The sequence below is a fragment of the Anaeromyxobacter sp. Fw109-5 genome, from assembly GCF_000017505.1.
Classification (GTDB): domain Bacteria; phylum Myxococcota; class Myxococcia; order Myxococcales; family Anaeromyxobacteraceae; genus Anaeromyxobacter.
In genome coordinates, this window is sequence record NC_009675.1 from 1,780,169 (window position 1) to 1,800,062 (window position 19,894).

Annotated in this window: 16 protein-coding genes; 7 read left to right on the forward strand and 9 right to left on the reverse strand. The window is 72.3% G+C overall.

Going from position 1 to position 19,894, the window contains the following annotated elements; genetic code table 11:
• Window positions 1-6 precede the first annotated feature (6 nt).
• The 3 genes from ANAE109_RS08050 to ANAE109_RS08060 all read right to left on the reverse strand — a co-directional run bounded on the left by ANAE109_RS08050 (window position 7) and on the right by ANAE109_RS08060 (window position 3,112).
• The gene (locus ANAE109_RS08050; RefSeq protein ID WP_234945274.1) at window positions 7-1,038 is read right to left on the reverse strand and encodes an SDR family oxidoreductase; all 1,032 of its coding nucleotides are present in this window, start codon (window positions 1,036-1,038) and stop codon (window positions 7-9) included.
• Window positions 1,039-1,133: 95 nt separating this feature from the next.
• Window positions 1,134-2,063, reverse strand: a complete 930-nt coding sequence (gene ligD, locus ANAE109_RS08055; protein ID WP_011985894.1) for a non-homologous end-joining DNA ligase — start codon at window positions 2,061-2,063, stop codon at window positions 1,134-1,136.
• Window positions 2,060-3,112, reverse strand: coding sequence for an ATP-dependent DNA ligase (locus ANAE109_RS08060; RefSeq protein ID WP_011985895.1), 1,053 nt, complete (start codon window positions 3,110-3,112; stop codon window positions 2,060-2,062). Before ANAE109_RS08060 ends, ligD begins: the two co-directional genes overlap by 4 nt.
• A 153-nt stretch (window positions 3,113-3,265) precedes the next feature.
• On the opposite strand from ANAE109_RS08060, the gene ANAE109_RS08065 reads away from it, so the two are divergent.
• Window positions 3,266-4,435 (forward strand): NAD(P)/FAD-dependent oxidoreductase, encoded by a 1,170-nt coding sequence (locus tag ANAE109_RS08065; RefSeq protein WP_011985896.1) that lies wholly within the window; start codon window positions 3,266-3,268, stop codon window positions 4,433-4,435.
• A gap of 9 nt (window positions 4,436-4,444) precedes the next feature.
• On the opposite strand, the gene aceA is transcribed toward ANAE109_RS08065, so the two are convergent.
• Window positions 4,445-6,697 carry an isocitrate lyase ICL2 gene (gene aceA, locus ANAE109_RS08070; protein ID WP_011985897.1) on the reverse strand — a complete coding sequence of 751 codons (2,253 nt, stop codon included), beginning with the start codon at window positions 6,695-6,697 and terminating at the stop codon, window positions 4,445-4,447.
• Between the two features lie 705 nt (window positions 6,698-7,402).
• Here aceA and ANAE109_RS08075 point away from each other — a divergent pair.
• Both ANAE109_RS08075 and mdh read left to right on the forward strand, forming a co-directional pair.
• Complete coding sequence (locus ANAE109_RS08075) at window positions 7,403-9,637, forward strand: NADP-dependent isocitrate dehydrogenase (protein ID WP_011985898.1); 2,235 nt, start codon at window positions 7,403-7,405, stop codon at window positions 9,635-9,637.
• A gap of 39 nt (window positions 9,638-9,676) precedes the next feature.
• Entirely contained in the window at window positions 9,677-10,627 is a 951-nt protein-coding gene (mdh, locus tag ANAE109_RS08080; protein ID WP_011985899.1) for a malate dehydrogenase, read from the forward strand.
• A gap of 85 nt (window positions 10,628-10,712) precedes the next feature.
• On the opposite strand, the gene ANAE109_RS08085 is transcribed toward mdh, so the two are convergent.
• Complete coding sequence (locus ANAE109_RS08085) at window positions 10,713-11,273, reverse strand: RsbRD N-terminal domain-containing protein (RefSeq protein ID WP_011985900.1); 561 nt, start codon at window positions 11,271-11,273, stop codon at window positions 10,713-10,715.
• 191 nt (window positions 11,274-11,464) lie between these two features.
• Here ANAE109_RS08085 and ANAE109_RS08090 point away from each other — a divergent pair, with 191 nt between their 5' ends.
• Window positions 11,465-12,655, forward strand: coding sequence for an acetate/propionate family kinase (locus tag ANAE109_RS08090; protein WP_011985901.1), 1,191 nt, complete (start codon window positions 11,465-11,467; stop codon window positions 12,653-12,655).
• Window positions 12,656-12,661: 6 nt separating this feature from the next.
• On the opposite strand, the gene ANAE109_RS08095 is transcribed toward ANAE109_RS08090, so the two are convergent.
• Window positions 12,662-13,465, reverse strand: coding sequence for an alpha/beta fold hydrolase (locus ANAE109_RS08095; protein WP_011985902.1), 804 nt, complete (start codon window positions 13,463-13,465; stop codon window positions 12,662-12,664).
• Between the two features lie 196 nt (window positions 13,466-13,661).
• Between ANAE109_RS08095 and ANAE109_RS08100 the strand changes: the two genes are divergently transcribed.
• The gene (locus ANAE109_RS08100) at window positions 13,662-14,171 is read left to right on the forward strand and encodes a response regulator (RefSeq protein WP_011985903.1); all 510 of its coding nucleotides are present in this window, start codon (window positions 13,662-13,664) and stop codon (window positions 14,169-14,171) included.
• A 61-nt stretch (window positions 14,172-14,232) separates the two neighbouring features.
• On the opposite strand, the gene ANAE109_RS08105 is transcribed toward ANAE109_RS08100, so the two are convergent.
• Window positions 14,233-14,712 (reverse strand): cyclic nucleotide-binding/CBS domain-containing protein, encoded by a 480-nt coding sequence (locus tag ANAE109_RS08105; protein ID WP_011985904.1) that lies wholly within the window; start codon window positions 14,710-14,712, stop codon window positions 14,233-14,235.
• Between the two features lie 159 nt (window positions 14,713-14,871).
• Here ANAE109_RS08105 and ANAE109_RS08110 point away from each other — a divergent pair, with 159 nt between their 5' ends.
• Complete coding sequence (locus ANAE109_RS08110) at window positions 14,872-15,774, forward strand: LysR family transcriptional regulator (protein ID WP_011985905.1); 903 nt, start codon at window positions 14,872-14,874, stop codon at window positions 15,772-15,774.
• 64 nt (window positions 15,775-15,838) lie between these two features.
• Here the strand turns inward: ANAE109_RS08110 and ANAE109_RS08115 are convergent, their stop codons facing one another.
• Both ANAE109_RS08115 and ANAE109_RS08120 read right to left on the reverse strand, forming a co-directional pair.
• Window positions 15,839-17,542 (reverse strand): carbon starvation protein A, encoded by a 1,704-nt coding sequence (locus ANAE109_RS08115; RefSeq protein WP_011985906.1) that lies wholly within the window; start codon window positions 17,540-17,542, stop codon window positions 15,839-15,841.
• 175 nt (window positions 17,543-17,717) lie between these two features.
• Entirely contained in the window at window positions 17,718-19,202 is a 1,485-nt protein-coding gene (locus ANAE109_RS08120) for an ATP-binding protein (RefSeq protein WP_234945275.1), read from the reverse strand.
• Between the two features lie 322 nt (window positions 19,203-19,524).
• Between ANAE109_RS08120 and ANAE109_RS08125 the strand changes: the two genes are divergently transcribed.
• Window positions 19,525-19,893, forward strand: a complete 369-nt coding sequence (locus ANAE109_RS08125; protein ID WP_011985908.1) for a hypothetical protein — start codon at window positions 19,525-19,527, stop codon at window positions 19,891-19,893.
• Window position 19,894: the final 1 nt, after the last annotated feature.

Below are 19,894 nucleotides of genomic sequence, written 5' to 3' on the forward strand. Positions count from 1 at the left end.
CGATCCTCAGCGGGCCGTCGCGCTGCCGGTCGCGGCGGGCTGCGCGCGCTGCGAGGACCCGGCGCCCGCGGCCGGCCGGGACGCACAGAGCGCCTCGCTCACCTCCCAGAGCCGCTTCGCGAGCGCCGCGTCGTACGACGCCGGCGTGGAGCGGACCTCGCGGTCCTGGTCGAAGTAGCGGGCCGTGACGCCCTCCAGCTCGGGCGCGCTCGCGAGGCGCACGATGTTGCGAGCTCCCTCCTCCGGGGTCAGGAGCGACCGCTTGAGGAGATTCCGCATCCGTACGCGGAGCCAGCCCTGGAAGAAGCCGTTCTCGTCGCCCAGGTTGGTCGCGACGATGCCCGGGTGCACGGCGTTGACGGTCACGCGCGTCCCCTCGAGCCGCCGCGAGAGCTCGTAGGTGAACATCACGACCGCGAGCTTCGAGCGGGCGTAGGCGTCCATCAGCTCGTAGTGTCGCTCCCCCTGCAGGTTGTCGAGCTCGATCTTCCCGAGGGCGTGGGCGTCGGAGGCGACGTTCACCACCCGCGCGGCGGGGCTCGCGCGCAGGCGGTCGAGCAACAGGTTGGTGAGGAGGAAGTGTGACAGGTAGTTGACCGCGAACGTCTTCTCCAGCCCGTCCTCCGTCACGCTCCGCTGCTCCAGGCGCGTACCGGCGTTGTTCACCAGCACGTCGAGCCGCTCGAACCGGCTCGCGACCTCGGCCGCCATCCTGCGGACCTGAGCGAGGGATCCCAGATCGGCCACGGCGGTCTCGACGCGCGCGCCGGTCTCGCGCCTGATCGCCTCGGCCTGCGAGGCGCAGCTCTCCGCGCTGCGCCCGGAGACGACGACCGTCGCCCCGAGCCGCGCCAGCTCGAGGGCGGTGACCGCGCCCATGCCGGAGGTGGCGCCGGTGACGAGGCAGCACTTGCCGGCGAGCTCCCGAGATCGCGTCGACACGCCTGCCTCCCGGTCCCTTCCGCCCGGCTCCGCGCGGCAGGCGACGCCCGCGACGGCGGCCGCGGCCGCCATCTCGAGGAACGACCGCCGTCCCATCTCGCTCGGGCCATCCATCGGGCAACCGACTAGTTGGATACTTCGGCGAACGATTTCCAAGACCCCGAGGGGACGTACCGCCAGGGCGCGGGACGTCACCGCCGCGCCGGCGGCAGCCGCCCGCCCCGGGCGAGCGCCGGTGCGAGCAGATCGCCCTCCCGCCGCAGCCGCGCGAGCACCTCCGCGGGCCCGAAGCGGAGCGACCCGTCGTCACCACGATCCGCGGCCGTGGCCACCTCGTCCCACCGCACGGGGGTCGCCACGAGCGGCACTGACGCCGCCCTCAGCGAGTAGGGCGCGATGAGCGAGCGGTTGCCGCCGTTCTGGCGCCAGTCCACGAGGACCTTGCCGGCCCGCCCCGCCAGCGGGAGCCGATCGGTCACGCCGCCGGGATCCTCGCGCGCCAGCTCGCGGGCCAGGGCACGGACGAACGCCTTCGTGGCGTCGAAGCCGTCCGCGCCGTCGAGCGGCACGTACAGGTGCAGCCCGGCGCCGCCCGAGGTCTTCGGGAAGCTCGCGAGCCCGTCCGCGTGGAGGCGCTCCCGCAGGCGCAGCGCCAGCCGGGCGCACTCGCGGAGCCCCGCCGGCGGGCGCGCGTCGAGATCGAGGACGAGCGCGCGGGCGGTGGCGGGGGCGTCCAGCGTCGCGAGGAGCGGGTGGAGCTCGATCGCGGCGGCGTTTGCGGCCCAGGCCAGGGCGGCGGCGTCGTCCAGCAAGCAGTAGCGGAGCGTCTGGCCCCGCGCGCCTCGAACCTCTGCGACGGCGAGCCACCCCGGTCGTCCCGCGGGGCAGTTCGTCTGGTACCACCCCGGCGCGTCGACCCCGTCCGGGAACCGGGCGAGCGTGACGGGGCGGCCCGCCAGGTGCGGGAGGATCGCCGCCGCGATCCCGAGGGAGTACTCGACGAGATCGCGCTTGGTGAAGCCGGTGGCGGGGAACAGAAGCTTCTCGGGGTTCGAGAGGAGCACCGTGCGTCCACCCACCTCGAGCGCGCGGCGGCCCGCGCCGTGGCGAGGGTCCGTCATCGCGCGCCGAACGCCTCCGGCGGCTCCGGCGCGTCGCCGGCGAGCTGGTCCAGCGTGCACGAGCGCGCCTCGCGATCCGGCCGCCAGCGGACGAGGCGCGCGGGGTGGCGGAAGCGCAGCGCGTCCAGGCGATCGTAGGCGACCTCCGCCACGCGCTCGGGCGAGAGCGGGGTCCAGTCCAGCGCCATCTCGCGCGGATCCCAGCGGCCGGCGGCGCCGGCGAGCCGGCCCGTCGGGCCGCTCGCGAGGTTGAAGCCGCGCTCCCAGGGATGTCCGGCGAGCGGCGCCTGGAGCGGCCCCAGCGACGCGAAGAGCGCGCGGCGCTCCCGCTCGGGGAAGCTCGAGACGACGCCCACGTGGTGGAGCGCCCCGGTGTGGTCCCAAAGACCGAGGAGGAGGGAGGCGACGACCGGTTCCCCCGCGAAGGTGCGCAGGCCCGCGACCACGCAGTCGGCCGTGAGCTCCCGCTTCACCTTCAGCATGGAGCGCCGCCCGGCCTGGTAGGGCAGCCCGAGTGGCTTCGCGACGACGCCGTCGATCCCGGCGCCCCCAAGCCGCTCCAGCCACGCCCGCGCGACCGAGGGATCGAACGTCGCAGGCGTCAGCCGGAGCGGAGAGCGCGCCCCGGCGAGGAGGGCCTCGAGCCGTGCCCGCCGCTCGCGGAACGGGCGCGGCCGAAGGTCCTCGTCGCCATCGGCGAGCAGGTCGAACGCGACGTAGACCGCCGGGGTCTCCCGGCTGAGCCGCGCCACGCGCGAGGCGGAGGGGTGCAAGCGGGCGAGGAGCGCGGGGAAGTCGAACCCGCGCGCGCTCGCGACCACGATCTCGCCGTCCAGCACGGCCGAGCGCGGCAGGGCGCGGAGCGCCTCCACCAGCTCCGGGAAGTAGCGCGCGAGCGGCCGCTGGTTCCGGCTGCGCAGGTCGACCTCGCCCGCCGGCGCCGCGAAGGCGAGGCAGCGGAACCCGTCCCACTTCGGCTCGTACGAGAGGTCACCCTCCGGCAGCTCGCGCACCGGGCGGGCGAGCATGGGCGGGATCGGTGGCACCACGGGAGGGGCCATTCCCCAAGGTGCGATCCGCGTCGCGTCACCGGCACGGGGATGGCGATCGGCGAGAGGGGCCCCAGGGCCGCGACCGCGCGTGGCCCCGCGTAACCGGGCGGCGGCCGGAGCGTCCGTTAATTGCGATCGTGGAGGGGACCGATGCCGGAGTTCGAGTACGTCATCGTGGGCGCAGGCATGACGGGGCACGCCGCCGCGCAGGGGATCCGCTCGGTGGACGCCAGCGGCTCGATCGCGCTGCTCGGCGAGGAGCCGGTCGCCCCCTACGCGCGACCGCCGCTCTCGAAGGGCCTCTGGTCCGGTCAGGAGGAGAGCTCGATCTGGCTGCCCGAGGTCGAGGGCGTCTCGCTCCGCACCGGCGCCCGGGTCGTCGCGATCGACCGGGCCTCGCGCCGCGTGGCGCTCGAGGGCGGCGAGACCGTGGGGTACGAGCGGCTCCTGCTCGCGACCGGCGGCACGCCGCGGCGCCTGCCCTTCGGCGGCGAGGGAGTCGTCTACTACCGGACGGTCGCGGACTACCGGCGCGTGAGCGCGCTGCGGCCCGGCAAGCACGTGGCGGTCGTCGGGGGAGGCTTCATCGGCTCGGAGGTCGCGGCCTCCCTCGCCACCGCCGGGTATCGCGTCACGCTGCTCTTCCCAGAGGAGGGGATCGGGGCGCGCCTCTTCCCCCGCGAGCTCGCGCTCCACCTGAACGGCTACTACGCCGAGCGCGAGGTCGACGTCCGGCCGGGTGAGAAGGTCACCGGGCTCGCGGAGCACGGCTCCGGCTTCGCGCTGCGGACCGATCGAGGCGAGCTCCGCGCCGATCTGGTGGTGGCGGGCCTGGGCATCGTCCCGAACGACCGTCTGGCCGCGGACGCGGGGCTCGCGGTGGACGACGGCGTCCTCGTGGACGAGGGGCTGCGCACGTCCGACCCGGCGGTGTTCGCCGCCGGGGACGTCGCGCGGTTCTCGAGCCCGGCGCTCGGCCAGCGCCTCAGGGTCGAGCACGAGGACAACGCCAATCGCATGGGGCGTGAGGCGGGCCGAGCGATGGCAGGCGCGGAGGTCGCGTACCGCCACCTCCCGTTCTTCTACTCGGACCTGTTCGACCTCGGGTACGAGGCGGTCGGGGTGCTCGATCCGCGCCTCGAGGTCGTCGCCGACTGGAAGGAGCCGTTCCGCAAGGGCGTCGTCTACTACCTCGCGGACGGCCGCGTGCGCGGCGTGCTGGCCTGGGGCGCCTTCGGCAGGATGGACGCAGCGAGGGCGCTCATTGCGGAGCCCGGGCCCTTCGAGGCGCAGGCGCTCCGCGGGAGGATCCCGGCGTGACCGCGCGGGCTATTGCCTCGCGATGAGCGCCTTCAGCGCCGCCCGGTCCGGCGCGAGCAGCTCCTTCACCCGGTCCTTGGCCACGTCGGCGACGATGATCCGCCCCACCTCCTGCACCACGGTGCCGAAGAGGCCCTGCGCCTTCATCCCCTCCGCCTGCCGCTGGTTGTCCGCGGTCGGCGTGACGAAGTGCACCGAGTCCACCTTGTAGCGGTGGAAGAGGAACAGCAGCGCCAGGGTCATGAGCCGCTTCTGGCGCAGGCGCGCGTCGAAGTTGTTCTGGTCGCGCACCGAGAGGATGCTGCGCCCGCGCCGGTCGTGGATGCTGGCGAAGATGACGTTCAGCTTCTTCTCCCCGTCGGCGGACGTGAGCGCCAGCTCGAGCAGGTCGGACTCGCCGGTGTGCGGCCGCAGCGTCGCCCGCAGCTTGCCCGGGATCGCGTGATGCTCGCGCCAGGCGTCCACCCACTCCTCGAGCAGCCTCGGCGGCACCTCGGTCTGCACGAGGTGCTGGACCTGCGTCGAGCCCTGGCCCATCGCCTTGGTGGTGGAGGTGCGTCCGGAGATGGACATGAGCCCGGCGTCGGCGCGCGGGCCGCCGACCAGCGTCTGCGGCGTGCGGTACCCAGACTCGAGCAGGCGGAACTTCCGCTGGAGGCGCGCCAGCGCGAGCATGCCGTCCTGGCGGAGCGCGGTGGCGAACTCCTCCGCGGCGAGGCCGTCGATCTGGTGGCCCCCGTAGGTGATGAAGTTGAACACGAAGCCCAGCTTCCCGAGCTCCTCCGGGAAGCGGCGCATCTGCTCGTCGTCCATCCCCGTGGTGTCCCAGTTGAACGAGGGCGACAGGTTGTAGGCCAGCATCTTGTCGGGGTAGGCGGCGTGGACGGCGTCGGCGAACCGCTTCGCGTCGTGGAGGTCGGCGGTCTTGGTCTCCATCCAGAGCAGGTCGGCGAACGGCGCCGCCGCCAGCGACTTGGCGATGGCGTAGTCGATGCCCCCTCGCACCTGGTAGTAGCCGTCGGGCGTCTTCGCGTGCTCGCAGTCCCACGTGACGTCGAGGCCGATCGCGCGCGCCCTCTGCCTCGCCTTGTAGAACGGCGCCCGCTCGGCGAACGCCAGCCACTCCGCCTTGCCCATCGCGGCCGGGTCGCCCTCGTGCTCGCGGAAGCCGATGGCCTCGCCCACCGCCTCGGCGTAGGTGGAGACCCCCGCCTCCTGCTGCCAGGCGTCCACGAACGCGTCGAACACCTTGTCGAGGGCGGCGTCGACGCCGCGCAGGGCGCCGCGGTGGAGCTCCGCGGCGGCGGCGGCGATGGCCGCGTCGAAGCCCGCCCCGGCGAGCCAGGCGTCGGCGGCCGCGAGCTCCTCGTCGCAGAGCGCGTAGAGCTCGTGCCCCGAGAGCTCCTCCACCCCGGCGCGCTGGAACTGCCGCAGCATCGCGAGGAACGCCGCCTTGAACGTGGGCAGCGAGAGGTTCCGCACGCCGAGGATGAACGGCTGGTCGCGGTCGTCGCCGCGACCGTCGAGCAGCGTCGCCGACTCGGCGTCGGTGCGGGCCACGATGATGCCCGGCACGCCCATGATGTCGAGCTGGAAGCGCGCCGCGGAGAGTCGCTTCAGCTGCTCGTCCTCGGAGACGAGCACCTTGCCGCCCTGGTGGCCGCACTTCTTCACGCCGGGCTTCTGGTCCTCGATGTGGTATCCGGGCACGCCCACCTCGACGAAGCGCCGGATGAGGTTGCGGACGTGCGCGTCGCCGCCGTGGCCCGTGTCGGCGTCGGCGATGATGAACGGGCGGAAGTCCACCTCGGGCGTGGCCCGGCGCTGCTCCTCCGTCATGCGCGCGCGCGTGTGGAGCTGGTTCTTGTCGGCGGTGAGCAGGGCGCGGACGAGGGTCGCCGCCTCCTCGGGCACCTGGCTCAGCGGGTAGCTGGCGAGGTCGGGCCCCGGGTCCTCGTGCGAAGAGCCCTTGGCGGAGGTGGCCCAGCCGCCCAGGTAGATGGCCTCGATGCCCATCTTCTTGATCGCCACCGCCTGGCCGGGGGAGTAGGGGCCGAAGGTCGTGACGCAGCGCTGCTGCTCGAACAGCTGGCGCAGCCGGTCGTAGAAGGCCTCCGCGGCGCCGCGCGCGACGGCATAGTCCGGGCGGATGGTGCCGCGCTGCTCGACCACCTCGCGGGCCGAGTGGACCCGCCGGATGCCCGCGAAGCGGGGGCTCGCGAACCAGCGCCGGACCTCCTCGACCTCCTTCTCGAAGTCCATCCCTTCCTCCCGTTGCCTCCGGCCAGCGGGCCGGTTCGGAACGGGGAGGTCCTAGTCCCGGGACGCTGCAGCGTCGCGTCACGTCCGAGCAGTGAGAGGTCGTGAATCAATCCCCGGACCGAGCCAGGCGACCGAGACGCGAGCAGCGCGAGGCGCGACGAGCGAGCATACCCGTAGGGTATGTGAGGGAGGAGCAACGAAGCGATGCGACGCGGATCGGCTGCCCGGCGACGGGAGGGGGTTGTTTCACGGCCTCTGAGTCGCCAGACCGCTCGCCCGCCTCAGCCAGGAAAGGATGGCGGGCCGCCGCCCCGAGAGGTCCGCCGTGTCGTTCAGCGAGGAGGGGCAGCCCGCCGCGGGGTTCGCGGAACGCAAGATTTGCGGTCATTCGGACCGCGCGGTCCAGCGGGCGCGGCGGAATCGCGCAGGCGCGGCGACTGTTGCGCCTCGAGACCCCGGAAACGGGAGGTGGAGCGGTTCGCGTGCCTCGGCTCGCGGACGCGCAAGGTCCACATCCGCCGGCGACGCACCAAGACATTGGCCGGACAGATCGTCTAGTTTCCGGAGCTTCCAGGACCTGGCTGGCGCGGACGAGAGGCAGCCCTGGGCTGAGGGGAGCCTCATCCCGCCGCGCGGCGCGAAGCAGCAGTCGAACAGTGAATGTTCCCCGCTCGTGAAGATCGCAGAAGAACCAAGGAAGAGGACATGACGACGAAGAACTCCACGATCATCTGGACGGAAATTGACGAAGCGCCCGCGCTGGCGACGTACTCGCTGCTTCCCATCGTCCAGGCCTTCACGAAGGGGACGGGCGTCTCCGTGGAGACGAGGGACATCTCCCTCGCCGGCCGGATCATCGCGAACTTCCCGGAGAACCTGACCGAGAGCCAGCGGATCCCGGACTACCTCGCCCAGCTCGGCGAGCTCGCGCGGACGCCCGAGGCCAACATCGTCAAGCTGCCGAACATCAGCGCCTCGATCCCCCAGCTCAAGGAGGCGATCAAGGAGCTGCAGGGGAAGGGCTACAAGATCCCGGACTACCCCGAGGCGCCGAAGGACGAGGCCGAGAAGGCCATCCAGACGCGTTACGCCAAGTGCCTGGGCAGCGCCGTCAACCCGGTGCTGCGCGAGGGCAACTCGGACCGCCGCTCGCCCCTCTCCGTGAAGGCGTTCTCGAAGAAGAACCCGCACAAGCTCGGCGCCTGGACGCAGGACTCGAAGTCCCACGTCGCGCACATGACGGACGGTGACTTCTACGGCAGCGAGAACTCCACGACGATCCAGAAGGCGACGGACTACCGCATCGAGTTCGTCTCCCCTGCGGGCGCCGTCACGGTCCTCAAGAAGAAGGCCGCGCTGAAGGAAGGCGAGATCATCGACACGTCGGTGATGAGCGCCCGCGCGCTGCGGAAGTTCTACGAGGAGCAGATCGAGGACGCGAAGAAGAACGACGTCCTGCTGTCGCTGCACCTCAAGGCCACCATGATGAAGGTCTCCGACCCCGTCATGTTCGGTCACGCCGTCACCGTGTTCTACAAGGACGTCTTCGAGAAGCACGCGGCGGCGCTCGCGGAGGCCGGCGTCAACCCGAACCTGGGCCTCGGCGACCTCTACAAGAAGATCCAGGCGCTGCCTGCGGACAAGAAGGCGGAGATCGAGGCGGACATCAAGGCCGTCTACGCGAAGCGCCCCGCGCTCGCGATGGTCGACTCGGACAAGGGCATCACGAACCTGCACGTCCCGAACGACATCATCGTCGACGCGTCCATGCCCGTCGTCGTCCGCGAGTCCGGCAAGATGTGGGGCCCGGACGGGAAGCTCAAGGACACGAAGGCGATGATCCCGGATCGCTGCTACGCGACCATGTACCGGGAGATCATGGAGGACTGCCGCAAGAACGGGGCGCTCAACCCCGCGACGATGGGCAGCGTCCCGAACGTCGGCCTCATGGCGCAGCAGGCCGAGGAGTACGGCTCGCACGACAAGACCTTCATCGCCTCGGCGAACGGGACGATCCGGGTCGTCGACGACGGGACGGGCGCGACGCTGCTCGAGCAGAAGGTCGAGCAGGGCGACATCTTCCGGATGTGCCAGGCGAAGGACGCGCCGATCCGCGACTGGGTGAAGCTCGCGGTCACCCGCGCCCGCGCCACGGGCGCGCCGGCGGTGTTCTGGCTCGACAAGGCCCGCGCGCACGACACGCAGATCATCGCGAAGGTCGAGAAGTACCTGAAGGATCACGACACCGTCGGCCTCGAGATCAGCATCCTCCCGCCCGTCGAGGCGATGCGCCTCTCCCTGAAGCGGATCCGCGAGGGGAAGGACACCATCTCGGTGACCGGCAACGTGCTCCGTGACTACCTGACCGACCTGTTCCCGATCCTCGAGATCGGCACCAGCGCGAAGATGCTGTCGGTCGTCCCGCTCCTCGCGGGCGGCGGGCTGTTCGAGACGGGCGCCGGCGGCTCGGCGCCGAAGCACGTCCAGCAGTTCGTGAAGGAGGGCTACCTGCGCTGGGACTCGCTCGGCGAGTTCTCCGCGCTCGGCGCCTCGCTCGAGCACATCGCCAGCACCTCGGGGAACGCGAAGGCCGCCGTCCTCGGCGAGACCCTCGACAAGGCCATCGGCAAGTTCCTCGACAACAACAAGTCCCCCGCGCGCAAGGTCGGCCAGATCGACAACCGGGGGAGCCACTTCTACCTCGCCCTGTACTGGGCCGAGGCGCTGGCCGAGCAGGCGAAGGACAAGGAGCTGCAGGCTCGCTTCGCCACGGTGGCGAAGCAGCTCGCGGAGAACGCCGCGAAGATCGACGCGGAGCTGATCGCGGCGCAGGGGAAGCCGGTCGACACCGGGGGCTACTACCGGCCGGACCCGAAGAAGACGGCGGCGGCGATGCGTCCGAGCGCCACGCTGAACGCGATCGTTGATGCAATGGCGTAGTTGCAGGGTATCGAACCAGATCTACTCGAGGAGATAGAAATGGCCAGACCGAAGATTGCATTGATTGGCGGCGGTCAGATCGGCGGCGTGCTCGCTCAGCTCGCCGCGCTGCGCGAGCTCGGCGACGTCGTCCTGTTCGACATCGTGGAGGGGCTGCCCCAGGGCAAGACGCTCGACATCGCCGAGGCCGCGCCGGTCGACGGCTTCGACGTGAGCCTCAAGGGCACCAACAGCTACGAGGACATCAAGGGCGCTGACGTCGTCATCGTCACCGCCGGCCTGCCGCGCAAGCCGGGCATGAGCCGTGACGACCTCATCGCCGTCAACTCCAAGATCATGACGACGGTGGCCGAGGGCATCAAGCAGTACGCCCCGAACGCCTTCGTCATCGTGATCTCGAACCCGCTCGACGCGATGGTGACGCTCTGCCAGCGCATCACCGGGTTCCCGCACAGCCGCGTCGTCGGCCAGGCCGGCGTGCTCGACTCCGCGCGCTTCGCCGCGTTCATCGCCTGGGAGCTCGGCGTGTCCGTCAAGGACGTCACCGCCGTCACCCTCGGCGGCCACGGCGACGACATGGTGCCGCTCGTCCGCTACACCGCGGTCTGCGGCATCCCGGTGATGGAGCTCCTCGAGCAGAAGTACGGCGCGGCCAAGGCGAAGGAAGTGATGGACGCCATGGTCAAGCGGACCCGCGGCGCCGGCGGCGAGGTCGTCGCGCTCCTCAAGACGGGCAGCGCCTTCTACTCGCCCGCCTCCAGCGCCATCGCGATGGCCGAGTCGTTCCTCAAGGACCAGAAGCGGGTCCTCCCGACCTGCGCGTTCCTCAAGGGCGAGTTCGGCGTCGACGGCCTCTACGTCGGCGTGCCGGTCGTCATCGGCGCGGGCGGCGCCGAGCGCATCCTCCAGCTGAAGCTCAACGCGGAGGAGCAGGCGATGATGGACAAGTCGGTGAAGGCGGTCCGTGACCTCGTCGGCAGCATGAAGTAGGGCGGCGCCCCGGAGTACCGAACGTTTCGAGGCCCCCGGCTCCGTGAGGAGCCGGGGGCCTCGTTCGTTGCGCGGTCGCGAGGGCCTAGTTCCTGCGTCCCGCCGCGGCGCTCCGGGGCGCGCTGCGCTGCGGCTTGCGCTTGCAGCGGCGCACGGACACCGCCGTGTTCACGGCCTCGGCCGGAACCCGGGCGAGGGAGGACTCCGTGCCCTTGAAGAGCGGCGTGAGATCCGGACAGGGCGCCCGGACGTGCGGGGCGGCGGAGTCGAAGGCCCGGCGCAGCGTGTCCCGGCCGTGCGCGAGGGCGGTGCAGACCATGCCCTCGCCGAAGAGGACGTCGTAGCTGGGGAGCCGGGTCACCGCCCGGTGCCAGATCGCGTCCTCGAGGGCGGTGAACGCGGCCTGGACGTCCGAGAGCTCGAAGCCCGCGGCGGAACGCTCGCGCGCGATCTGCCGCACGTAAGCGAGCAGGTCTGTGAGATCGCGGGCGCTCACGGCCTCGGTCAGCCGCCGATGGAGCGCCTCGATGCGTCGCCGCATCTGCTCGGCTCCGTCGCGACGGTACGGGCCGATCTCGGCCGTCGCGCGGACGGCCTCCTCGACGATGACGGGTGCTTGCTCGCTCAGCAGGTCCTCGATGTTCATGGCCTCTACGTTCGCCTCCGGGGGACGAAGCCTCCCTTGACGTCCGCAACCTAGCGCTTCTCGACTGATAAGAAAAAGGCATTCTGGCTATGGTAGCCATAACGTCGCGGCATGATGCCGGCGCGGGGCCGAGCGCGAGCGAACCCCCTTGCACGGGCGCGTCCGCGGATGCGAGTGTGGCCGCTCGCCACATGAACGTACTCGTCCTGAACTGCGGCAGCGCGTCGGTGCGGTTCGCCGTCGTCCATTCCTCGAACGGCCACGAGCACGTCTCGGGCGTCGCCCAGCACCTCGGGACGCCGCAGGCCCGGCTGGACTTCGATCACGAGGGCCGCAAGGGATCGCGGCCCGTCGCGGGCGCCGAGCACGAGGACGCGCTCCGGGCCGTGCTCGACCTCCTGCGCGAGGTGGGGCTCCTCGACCGGATGGTCGGGGTCGGACACCGGGTCGTTCACGGCGGCGCGAGGTTCACGGAGTCGACCTTCATCACGCCGGAGGTCGTGGCGAGGATCGAGGAGTGCATCCACCTCGGGCCGCTCCACAACCCGCCCAACCTCCTCGGCATCCGCATCGCGCAGCGGCTCTTCCCCCGCGTGCCGCACGTCGCGGTGTTCGACACCGCCTTCCACCAGACGATGCCGCCGCAGGCGTACCTGTACGCGGTGCCGTACGAGTGGTTCGAGGAGCACGAGGTGCGCCGCTACGGGTTCCACGGCACCAGCCACCGCTACGTGTCCCTGCGCGCCGTGTCCCAGCTCGGCCTCGATCCGGAGGACCACGCGATCGTCACCGCCCACCTCGGCACCGGCTGCTCCCTCGCCGCGGTGCGGGACGGAAAGAGCCTCGACACGACCATGGGCCTGACGCCGCTCGATGGCGTCGTGATGGGCAAGCGCAGCGGCTCCATCGACCCGTCGATCATCGAGCACATGAAGAAGGCGCTCCGGTGCAGCGCGGATCACGTCATGGACGAGCTGAACCGGAGCTCGGGGCTGCTCGGGCTCTCGGGCCTGGGCGACGACATGCTGACGCTGCAGCGCGCGGCTCAGGACGGGCACGAGCGGGCGGCGCTCGCCGTCGACAAGTTCTGCCACTCGGTGGCCAAGGCGGCCGCGGCGATGATCGTGGCCCTCGGCCGCCTCGACGCCCTCGTGTTCAGCGGCGGCATCGGCGAGAACACCGTCCAGGTCCGCGCCAAGGTGGTCGAGCTGCTCGGCTTCACCGGGCTCGTGCTGGACTCGGACGCGAACGCCTCCCACGGCAAGGCGCTGTGCGGCCGGATCACGCGCACCACGCGGCCGATGGCGGCGGTCGTCCCGACGAACGAGGTGCTCATGATCGCCATGGACACCGCGGCGATCGTCGAGCGCGGCGTGGCGTGAGCCCGGTCAGGCGCCCGCGAGGAACGCCTCGATGCGCCGGACGAAGTCTCGCGGGTGGCTCACCTGCGGGACGTGCCCCGCGCCCGCGAAGGTGTGACGCGTCGCCTGCGGGAGGGCCGCCGCGACGCGGTCCAGGATCGGGCCGTACAGCGGAGGGCTCTGGTCGCCCTGCGTGAGCAGCACCGGGCCCCGGAACGCGCGCAGCGCCGGGAGGTCGAGGGCGAGCGCGTCGGGATCCTCGATCTCGGCGAGGAAGGTGGGCGCGTTGCGGACGAACGTCTCGCGGGCGGAGCGCGCGAGCCGCTCCCACGCGCCGGGCCCGAGGCCGATCTCGTCGACGAAGGTCCGCGCCGCGTCGCGCATGCGCCCTTCCCGGAGCGCCGCCTCGGTCCGGGCGCAGCTCACGCGGAAGGCCTGCAGCGCCGGGGCGTGGGGTCCGGGGCCGTCGAGGGTCCACATGAGCGGCGGCTCGTGCGCGGCGAGGGAGCGGATCCGGCCGGGGTGGAGGGCGGCCGTCCGGAGCGCGATCGAGGCGCCGTACGAGTGCGCCACGAGGTGCACGGGGCCGAGGCCGAGCCCGTCGACGAGCGCGGCCAGGTCGGCGACGTGCTCGTGCACCGTCGCCGGTCGCCCGCCGCTCAGGCTGTGCCCGCGCCGATCGTAGGCGATCATCGCGCGGCGCTGCGCGAGCGCCGGAACGACGATGTCCCAGTCGTGGTGGTCGCCCCAGGAGCCGTGGACCAGCACGACCGGCTCACCCTCGCCGCGGACGGTGTGGAACAGGCCGACGCCGTCGACCTCGATCCGCATGACCTCACCTCCGCTCGCTCGACTAACCCGATGGGCGCGCTTGCGTCCAGTGGGGAGCGCCGGCGCCGGAGCGCCGGGCGGCGCCCGCGCTACACGCTGTGCCGGGCGTTCACGCGGTGGAACTCCCCGTCACCACGAGGGTTCCGGCGCGTCTTCACACTCTGAATAGGCGTCCGTGGAGCGGCGTCGGCAGGACATGAACGCGACGACGATCCGGCGGCCCAGGGCGCTCCTCCTCGACGGCGACGCGAACGCGCTCCGCGTCCTCGGCAACGCCCTCGAGGCGCGCGGGTTCGAGGTCCTGGCCGCGACCGACGCGGCGAGCGGGATCGACCTGCTCCTCGAGGAGCTCCTCGACCTCGACGTGCTGGTGGCGGACGCCGAGCTGCCGGGCCGCGACGCCGTGTCGTTCGTCCACCTCGTCCGCCACGCGGGCGGCGAGCGCGAGCTCGGGCTGGTGGTCGTCGGGAGGGGCGAACCCGGGCTGCGCGAGCAGCTCCTCGCCCTCGGGGCGGACGCGGTCGTCGACCGGGCGTCCGGTCACGACGCCGTCGCGGCGGCCGTCGCGGGCGTGGCGGCCGCCGCGTCGCGTCGCGCCCTTCCGGCGGCGCGGCCCGCGCCGGTCCACCCGGCGGTGCGCGGCGCGCTCGTGGTGGTGCGCGCGGCGCTCGCGCCCGCTCCGCGCCTCGCCGGTGTCCCGGCGTGAGGGGGCGCCCCTCGGCCCCCGCGTCCCCCCGGCGCGGAATGCCGCCGGGGGGAGCGGAGGTTCAGCTCACGCGCTCGTGGCTGAAGGGGGTCTCGACGGGAGGCTGGCTCAGCTGCCAGGAGCGGCCGCCGCGGATGTAGCTCTCCAGCTGGTCGATGCTCCACTGCTTCTCGCCGACGACGAGGTCGACGAGGTCCAGCATGGAGATGACGCCGACGATCTCGTCGCCGTCCTTGACGGCGAGGTGGCGGGTGGCGCGCGTCCTCATGAGCTGCGCGCACTCGGCGTCGGAGGCCTGCAGCGAGACGGCAGGGGCGTCCGGGCGCATCGCCAGCTGCAGCGTGGTGTGGCTCGGGTCGTTGCCGGCCGACATCGCCGCCACGAGGTCGCGCTCGGTGACGAGCCCGACGAGCTTGGCGCCGTGGCGCACGCCGACCGAGCCGATCCGGCGCTGGGCCATGAGGCGCGCGGCGTCGGCGCAGGTTGCGGTCTCGTCGAGGGCGACGACTTCGCGGACGACTCGGTTCTGGATGCTGGCCATTTCACTCCTCCGGGGGCGCGCCCGGGTTCGAGGTCCCGCAGCGGCCGAGGAGCATCATGCGCCCGCGCCCTCTCCGCCCCTCGTCGCAAGATCGGATGCTCCATAACGGATGCTGATGGAGGCGTCGTGGAGGGCGAGATCCTCTGATATGGTGGGACGATGGCCAGGCTCGATCCCCGCAAGCTCGAGACGTTCCGCGTCGTCGCCCAGACCCGGAAGATCTCGGCGGCGGCGAAGCTCCTCCACCTCTCCCAGCCGGCGGTGACCGCGCAGATCCGGGCGCTCGAGGAGGAGTGCGGGCGGGCCCTGCTGCTGCGGTCCTCGAAGGGAGTGACGCCCACCGACTGGGGCCTGCGGCTGCTGGAGGCGGCGAAGCAGGTGCACGAGGTCCTCGGCGAGGTGGAGACCGCGTTCCAGGGCGAGCCAGCGGGCGGCGAGGAGGTCGTGCTCGGAGCGAGCATGACCACGGCCGCCTACGTCGCGCCGCCGCTCGTGGCCGGCTACCGCGCCATCCACGGGCGCGTGCCGTTCCGCGTGCAGGTCAGCAACACGGCCCGGGTGCTCGAGTGGGTGGCCGAGGGCCGGGTGCCGCTGGGGATCGTCGAGGGGCGCATGCGCTCCGCCCGCGTCCACCTCGAGCGCTACCTGGAGGACGAGCTGGTGGCGGTCGCCGCGAGCGCCGCGCGCGAGCTCTGCGGCATCTCGCGCGCCGCCGATCTGGCGAAGGTCCCGCTGCTGCTGCGCGAGCCCGGCTCGAACACGCGGGCGGTCGTCGAGGAGTCGCTGGCCCGCGTCCTGGGGACGAAGCAGGTTCGGCGGTCGGAGCTGCTGTTCGGGTCGAATCAGTCGATGAAGATGGCGGCCGTCGCCGGGCTCGGCGTGGCGTTCGTCTCGCGCTGGAGCGTGCAGCTCGAGGTCGCGGCGGGGACGCTGCGCGTCCTCCCGCTGCGCGACCTCCGCATCGTGCGCGCCTTCTCGTGGGCCACGCCGTCCGGCCAGCTCCACGGGGACGCCGGGCGCTTCCTGGCGTGGGCCCGGCGCAACCCGCCGGCCCGCCCGTAGCGACCCTGGCGACGGACGGCCGGAGCGGCGCGGCCGGCGGCGCCACTCCGGCGTGCGGCTCGCGTCAGGCGGCGCGCGCCGCCTTCGTGGGTGCGGTCGGCCTGGGGCTGCGCACCACGCGGCTCGCCTCGTACACGAGGAACGCGGTCAGCGCGAACAGCAGCACCGCCACGAGGGCGTTCGCGACCTGCGGCACCACCGGGACGCCGGGCTTCGGCGCGAGGGCGCCGCGCGTGAACTGGAGCGTCTGCCCGACGAGCGACCAGAGCGTGATCGCCATGAGGAAGAGCATCGGCGCGAGCGTGAACCAGTAGCGCTTGCCCTGGCGCTCGAGCCAGACCGTCACCGCGAGCAGCGTCAGCGCGGCGAGGAGCTGGTTGGAGGTGCCGAACAGCGTCCAGAAGGTGCGGTAGCCGCCGGGGCCCGCCGCGACGAGGATCAGCGCCGGGACCGTGGCGGTCACCGCCGTGCCGGCCAGCGCCGCGGTGCGGCCGTGCCTGCCGGCGAGCTCCTGGAGGATGAGGCGACCGAGGCGGGTCGCGACGTCCAGGGTGTCGAAGACGAACGTCGAGAAGGCCATCGCCCCGAAGGTCGCCGCGAACAGGAAGGCGCCCTGGCCGATGATCACCGTGAGGAACCGCGCGATGCCGTCGCCGTACACGCGGCCAGGCGCGGCGCCCTTCGAGACCTCCGGCGCCACGATCATGATCGTGGCGAGGGCGATCACCGCCACGAGGCCCTCGAGCAGCATCCCGCCGTACCCGACCGGCTTGCAGTCGCTCTCCTTCGCGATCTGCTTCGAGGTGGTGCCGGAGCAGACGAGGCCGTGGAACCCGGAGCAGGCGCCGCAGGCGATGGTGACGAAGAGGAAGGGGAGTACCGACCCGGAGAGGCCCGCGAGCGGCGCGGCGGTGGTGATGGGCTGCTCGATGTCGAACCCGCCGAAGAGGATGCCGACGAGGCCGATCGCGAGGGCGAGGTACAGGACGAAGCCGCCGAGGTAGCCGCGCGGCTGCAGCAGCGTCCAGACGGGGAGGACCGAGGCGACGAAGCAGTACACCATGATGACGACGGCCCACGTCGTCTGCGAGAAGAGGAGGACGGTGGAGATGCGGGTCCCGAGCCACACCACCCCGAGCGTCGCCGGCACGAAGACGATCGTCATGAGCCAGAGCGGCGGGTCCCACTTGCGCTGGACGAGCCCCATCACGACCGCGAGCAGGAGGTACATCGTCGAGGCGGCGGCGACGGCGCCGCCCGGGTTGAACGCGAAGCTCCCCTCGAGCTCCTGCGTCTTGCCCACGAACGTCGCGGCGGTGATGTCGGCGAACGCGATGATGAGGTAGACGAGCGCGATCCAGATGAACACGAGCATCGCCAGCCAGGCGCGGCGGCCGAGGTTCTCCTTCACGATCTCGGCGACGGAGCGGGCGCGGTGGCGGACGCTCGCCACGAGCGCGGAGAAGTCGTGGACCGCGCCGATGAACACCACCCCGAGCGCGATCCACAGGAGCGACGGACCCCAGCCGAAGAGCTGGCACGCGATGATCGGACCGGCGATGGGACCGGCGGCGGCGATGGCGCTGAAGTGCTGCCCGAGGAGGAAGAAGCGCCGCGTCGGGACGAAGTCGATCCCGTCGTTCACCTGCACCGCCGGCGTGCGGACGCTGTCGTCGAGCGCGTACTGCCGGGCGACGAGCTTGCCGTACAGCGTGTAGCCCAGCGTGAGGATCACGATCACGGCGACGGCGAGCATGGTCAGGCTCATCGAGGCCCTCCCTGGCGCGCCTCGCGGCCGCCCGACGGGGCGATGCACGGCGCGCGGACGGCGCCATTGACGCACGGTGCGCAGGCGGCGGCGCGGCCCATGACGGGCGCCTGCTTGCAGGTGCGATCTGCTGCCGCGGGAGCGCGGATCCGGGTGGTGCCGGTGCGCTGCGCGGCTACGCGCGCCCGAGGCGGGGGACGCTCGCGAGCAGCGCCTCGATCGTCTCGAGCGCCACCGGCTTCGCGAGGTGCCGGCCGAAGCCCGCCTCCGCCGCGCGGCGCTGGTCCTCGGGCAGCGCGTAGCCCGTGACCGCCACGAGGAACGTGGAGGCGAGGGAGGGGTCCGAGCGGATGGCGCGCGCCACCTCGTAGCCGTCCATGACGGGCAACCCGATGTCGCAGAGCACGACGTCGGGGCGGAGGAGGCGCGTGCGCTCGAGGCCGGTTCCACCGTCGAGGGCCACCTCGACCTCGTGTCCCCACATGAGCAGCAGCTCGCGGAGCGTCTCCGCCGCGTCGACGTTGTCCTCGATGACGAGCACGCGGAGGGGCGGCACCGAGGCGACGGGGACGGGCGTCTCCATTCGCAAGGCGGGCGCCTCCGGCGCGAGCGGGAGCTGGACGGAGAGCTCGGTCCCCCGGCCCGCCCCTTCGCTGTGCACCTCCACCTCGCCGCCGTGGAGCTCGACGAGACCCTTCACGAGGGCGAGGCCCAGCCCGAGCCCACCCCGCGACCGGTGCAGGGTGTCGTCCGCCTGGGTGAACGGCTCGAAGACGCGGCCGAGCATCGCCGGGGCGATGCCGGCGCCGTCGTCCCGCACCCGCACCACCGCCGCCCCGGCCCGACGTTCCAGCGCCACCCTGACGTGGCCCCCTGGGTCCGTGAACTTGGCGGCGTTCTGGAGCAGGTTGCCGATCACCTGCGAGAGGCGGGTCGGGTCCGCCTCCAGCCACGACGGGACCTCGCCGAGGTGGACCTCGACGGCGATGTTCCGGGAGGCGAACAGCGAGCGGTGATCCTCCACCGTGCGGCGGAGCACCTCGGCGAGGTCCACGCGGGAGCGCTGCAGGCGGATCCTCCCGCGGGAGATCCGCGTCACGTCGAGCAGATCGTCCACCATGCGCGTGAGGTGAATCACCTGACGGTTGACGATCGCCCGGGCGCGGACGGCCTCGGCGCTGCCGGGCGGCGAGCGATCGATCAAGGCCAGCGCGTTGCGGATGGGCGAGAGCGGGTTGCGCAGCTCGTGCGAGAGCATCGCCAGGAACTGGTCCTTGTGGCGGTCCGTCTCGAGGAGGAGCGCGTTGCTGTGGCGCAGCTCCCGCTCGGCCCGCTCCACCCGGGACTTCTCCTGCCGGATCCTCAGCTGCGCTCGCTGCAGGAGCCCGACGGAGAGGGTGATCGAGAGCGACGCCACAGAGAACGCCGCGAGCCGGGCCACCTCCTGGTGCGACTGGAAGGGCGCCTGGAAGTACCTCCAGAAGCCGTACGCCACGACCGCGCTGAAGAGGACGCTCGGTCCCGGGCCGAGCGTGTACACGACGAGAGCGACCCCCGCGACGGGGAGGCTGAAGACGAACCCGTGGAGGACGCTCTCGAGGGCGCCGCTCGCCGCGAGCATGCACGCGCCGCACGCCGCCGCGACCGTGTAGCGGACCAACGGTGAAGTCGGACGCTCGCCGGCACCCGTCTCGAACGCCTCCTCGACGCGCTCGTGCGTCCGCGAGTCGGGCTCGCGTTCGGGAGGGGTCGGCGCCCGGGTCGCGGTCGGTTGCGCGCTCACTGCCATGGTCGCCTTTCGACGCTACCACCCGGCGGGTTCGGCGAGGGGAGGACTCACTCTGAGGCGTGCCCCTCCCGGGAGCCCTCCCGTCCGTCGAGGGCCGCCGGGCGTCCCGGCGCCTGCCGGCGGCCTGGTCCGGGCGTCCGGCCCGGGCTAAAGAACCCGCGGGGAGGCGGCGCTGTCTCCCCGGGGAGGATCGATGTTCGCGACGACCATCCGCTTCGCGCTGCCGGAGGGCACGGACTGGGAACGCCTCCGGCAGCTGGCGATTCGACGGACGTTCGAGATCTACAGGTTCGTTCCCGGCCTCAGGTCGATGGCCTTCGTCTACTCGCCGGAGCAGTCGGAGCTCGGCGGCAACTTCGTCTGGGAGACGCAGGACCACGCCGAGGCGTTCCTCCGCTCCGAGGCGTGGCGGACGGCCGTGTCGCTCTACGGCGAGCCGCAGGTCGAGCGCGCCGAGGTGTGCGCCTACGTCGAGGACGGCGACCTCGTGTTCCCGCCGGACTACGACGCTCGGCCCTCGCCCTACGGGCAGGAGGCGCCGTCCCCGCCACCCGCCGGGTGAG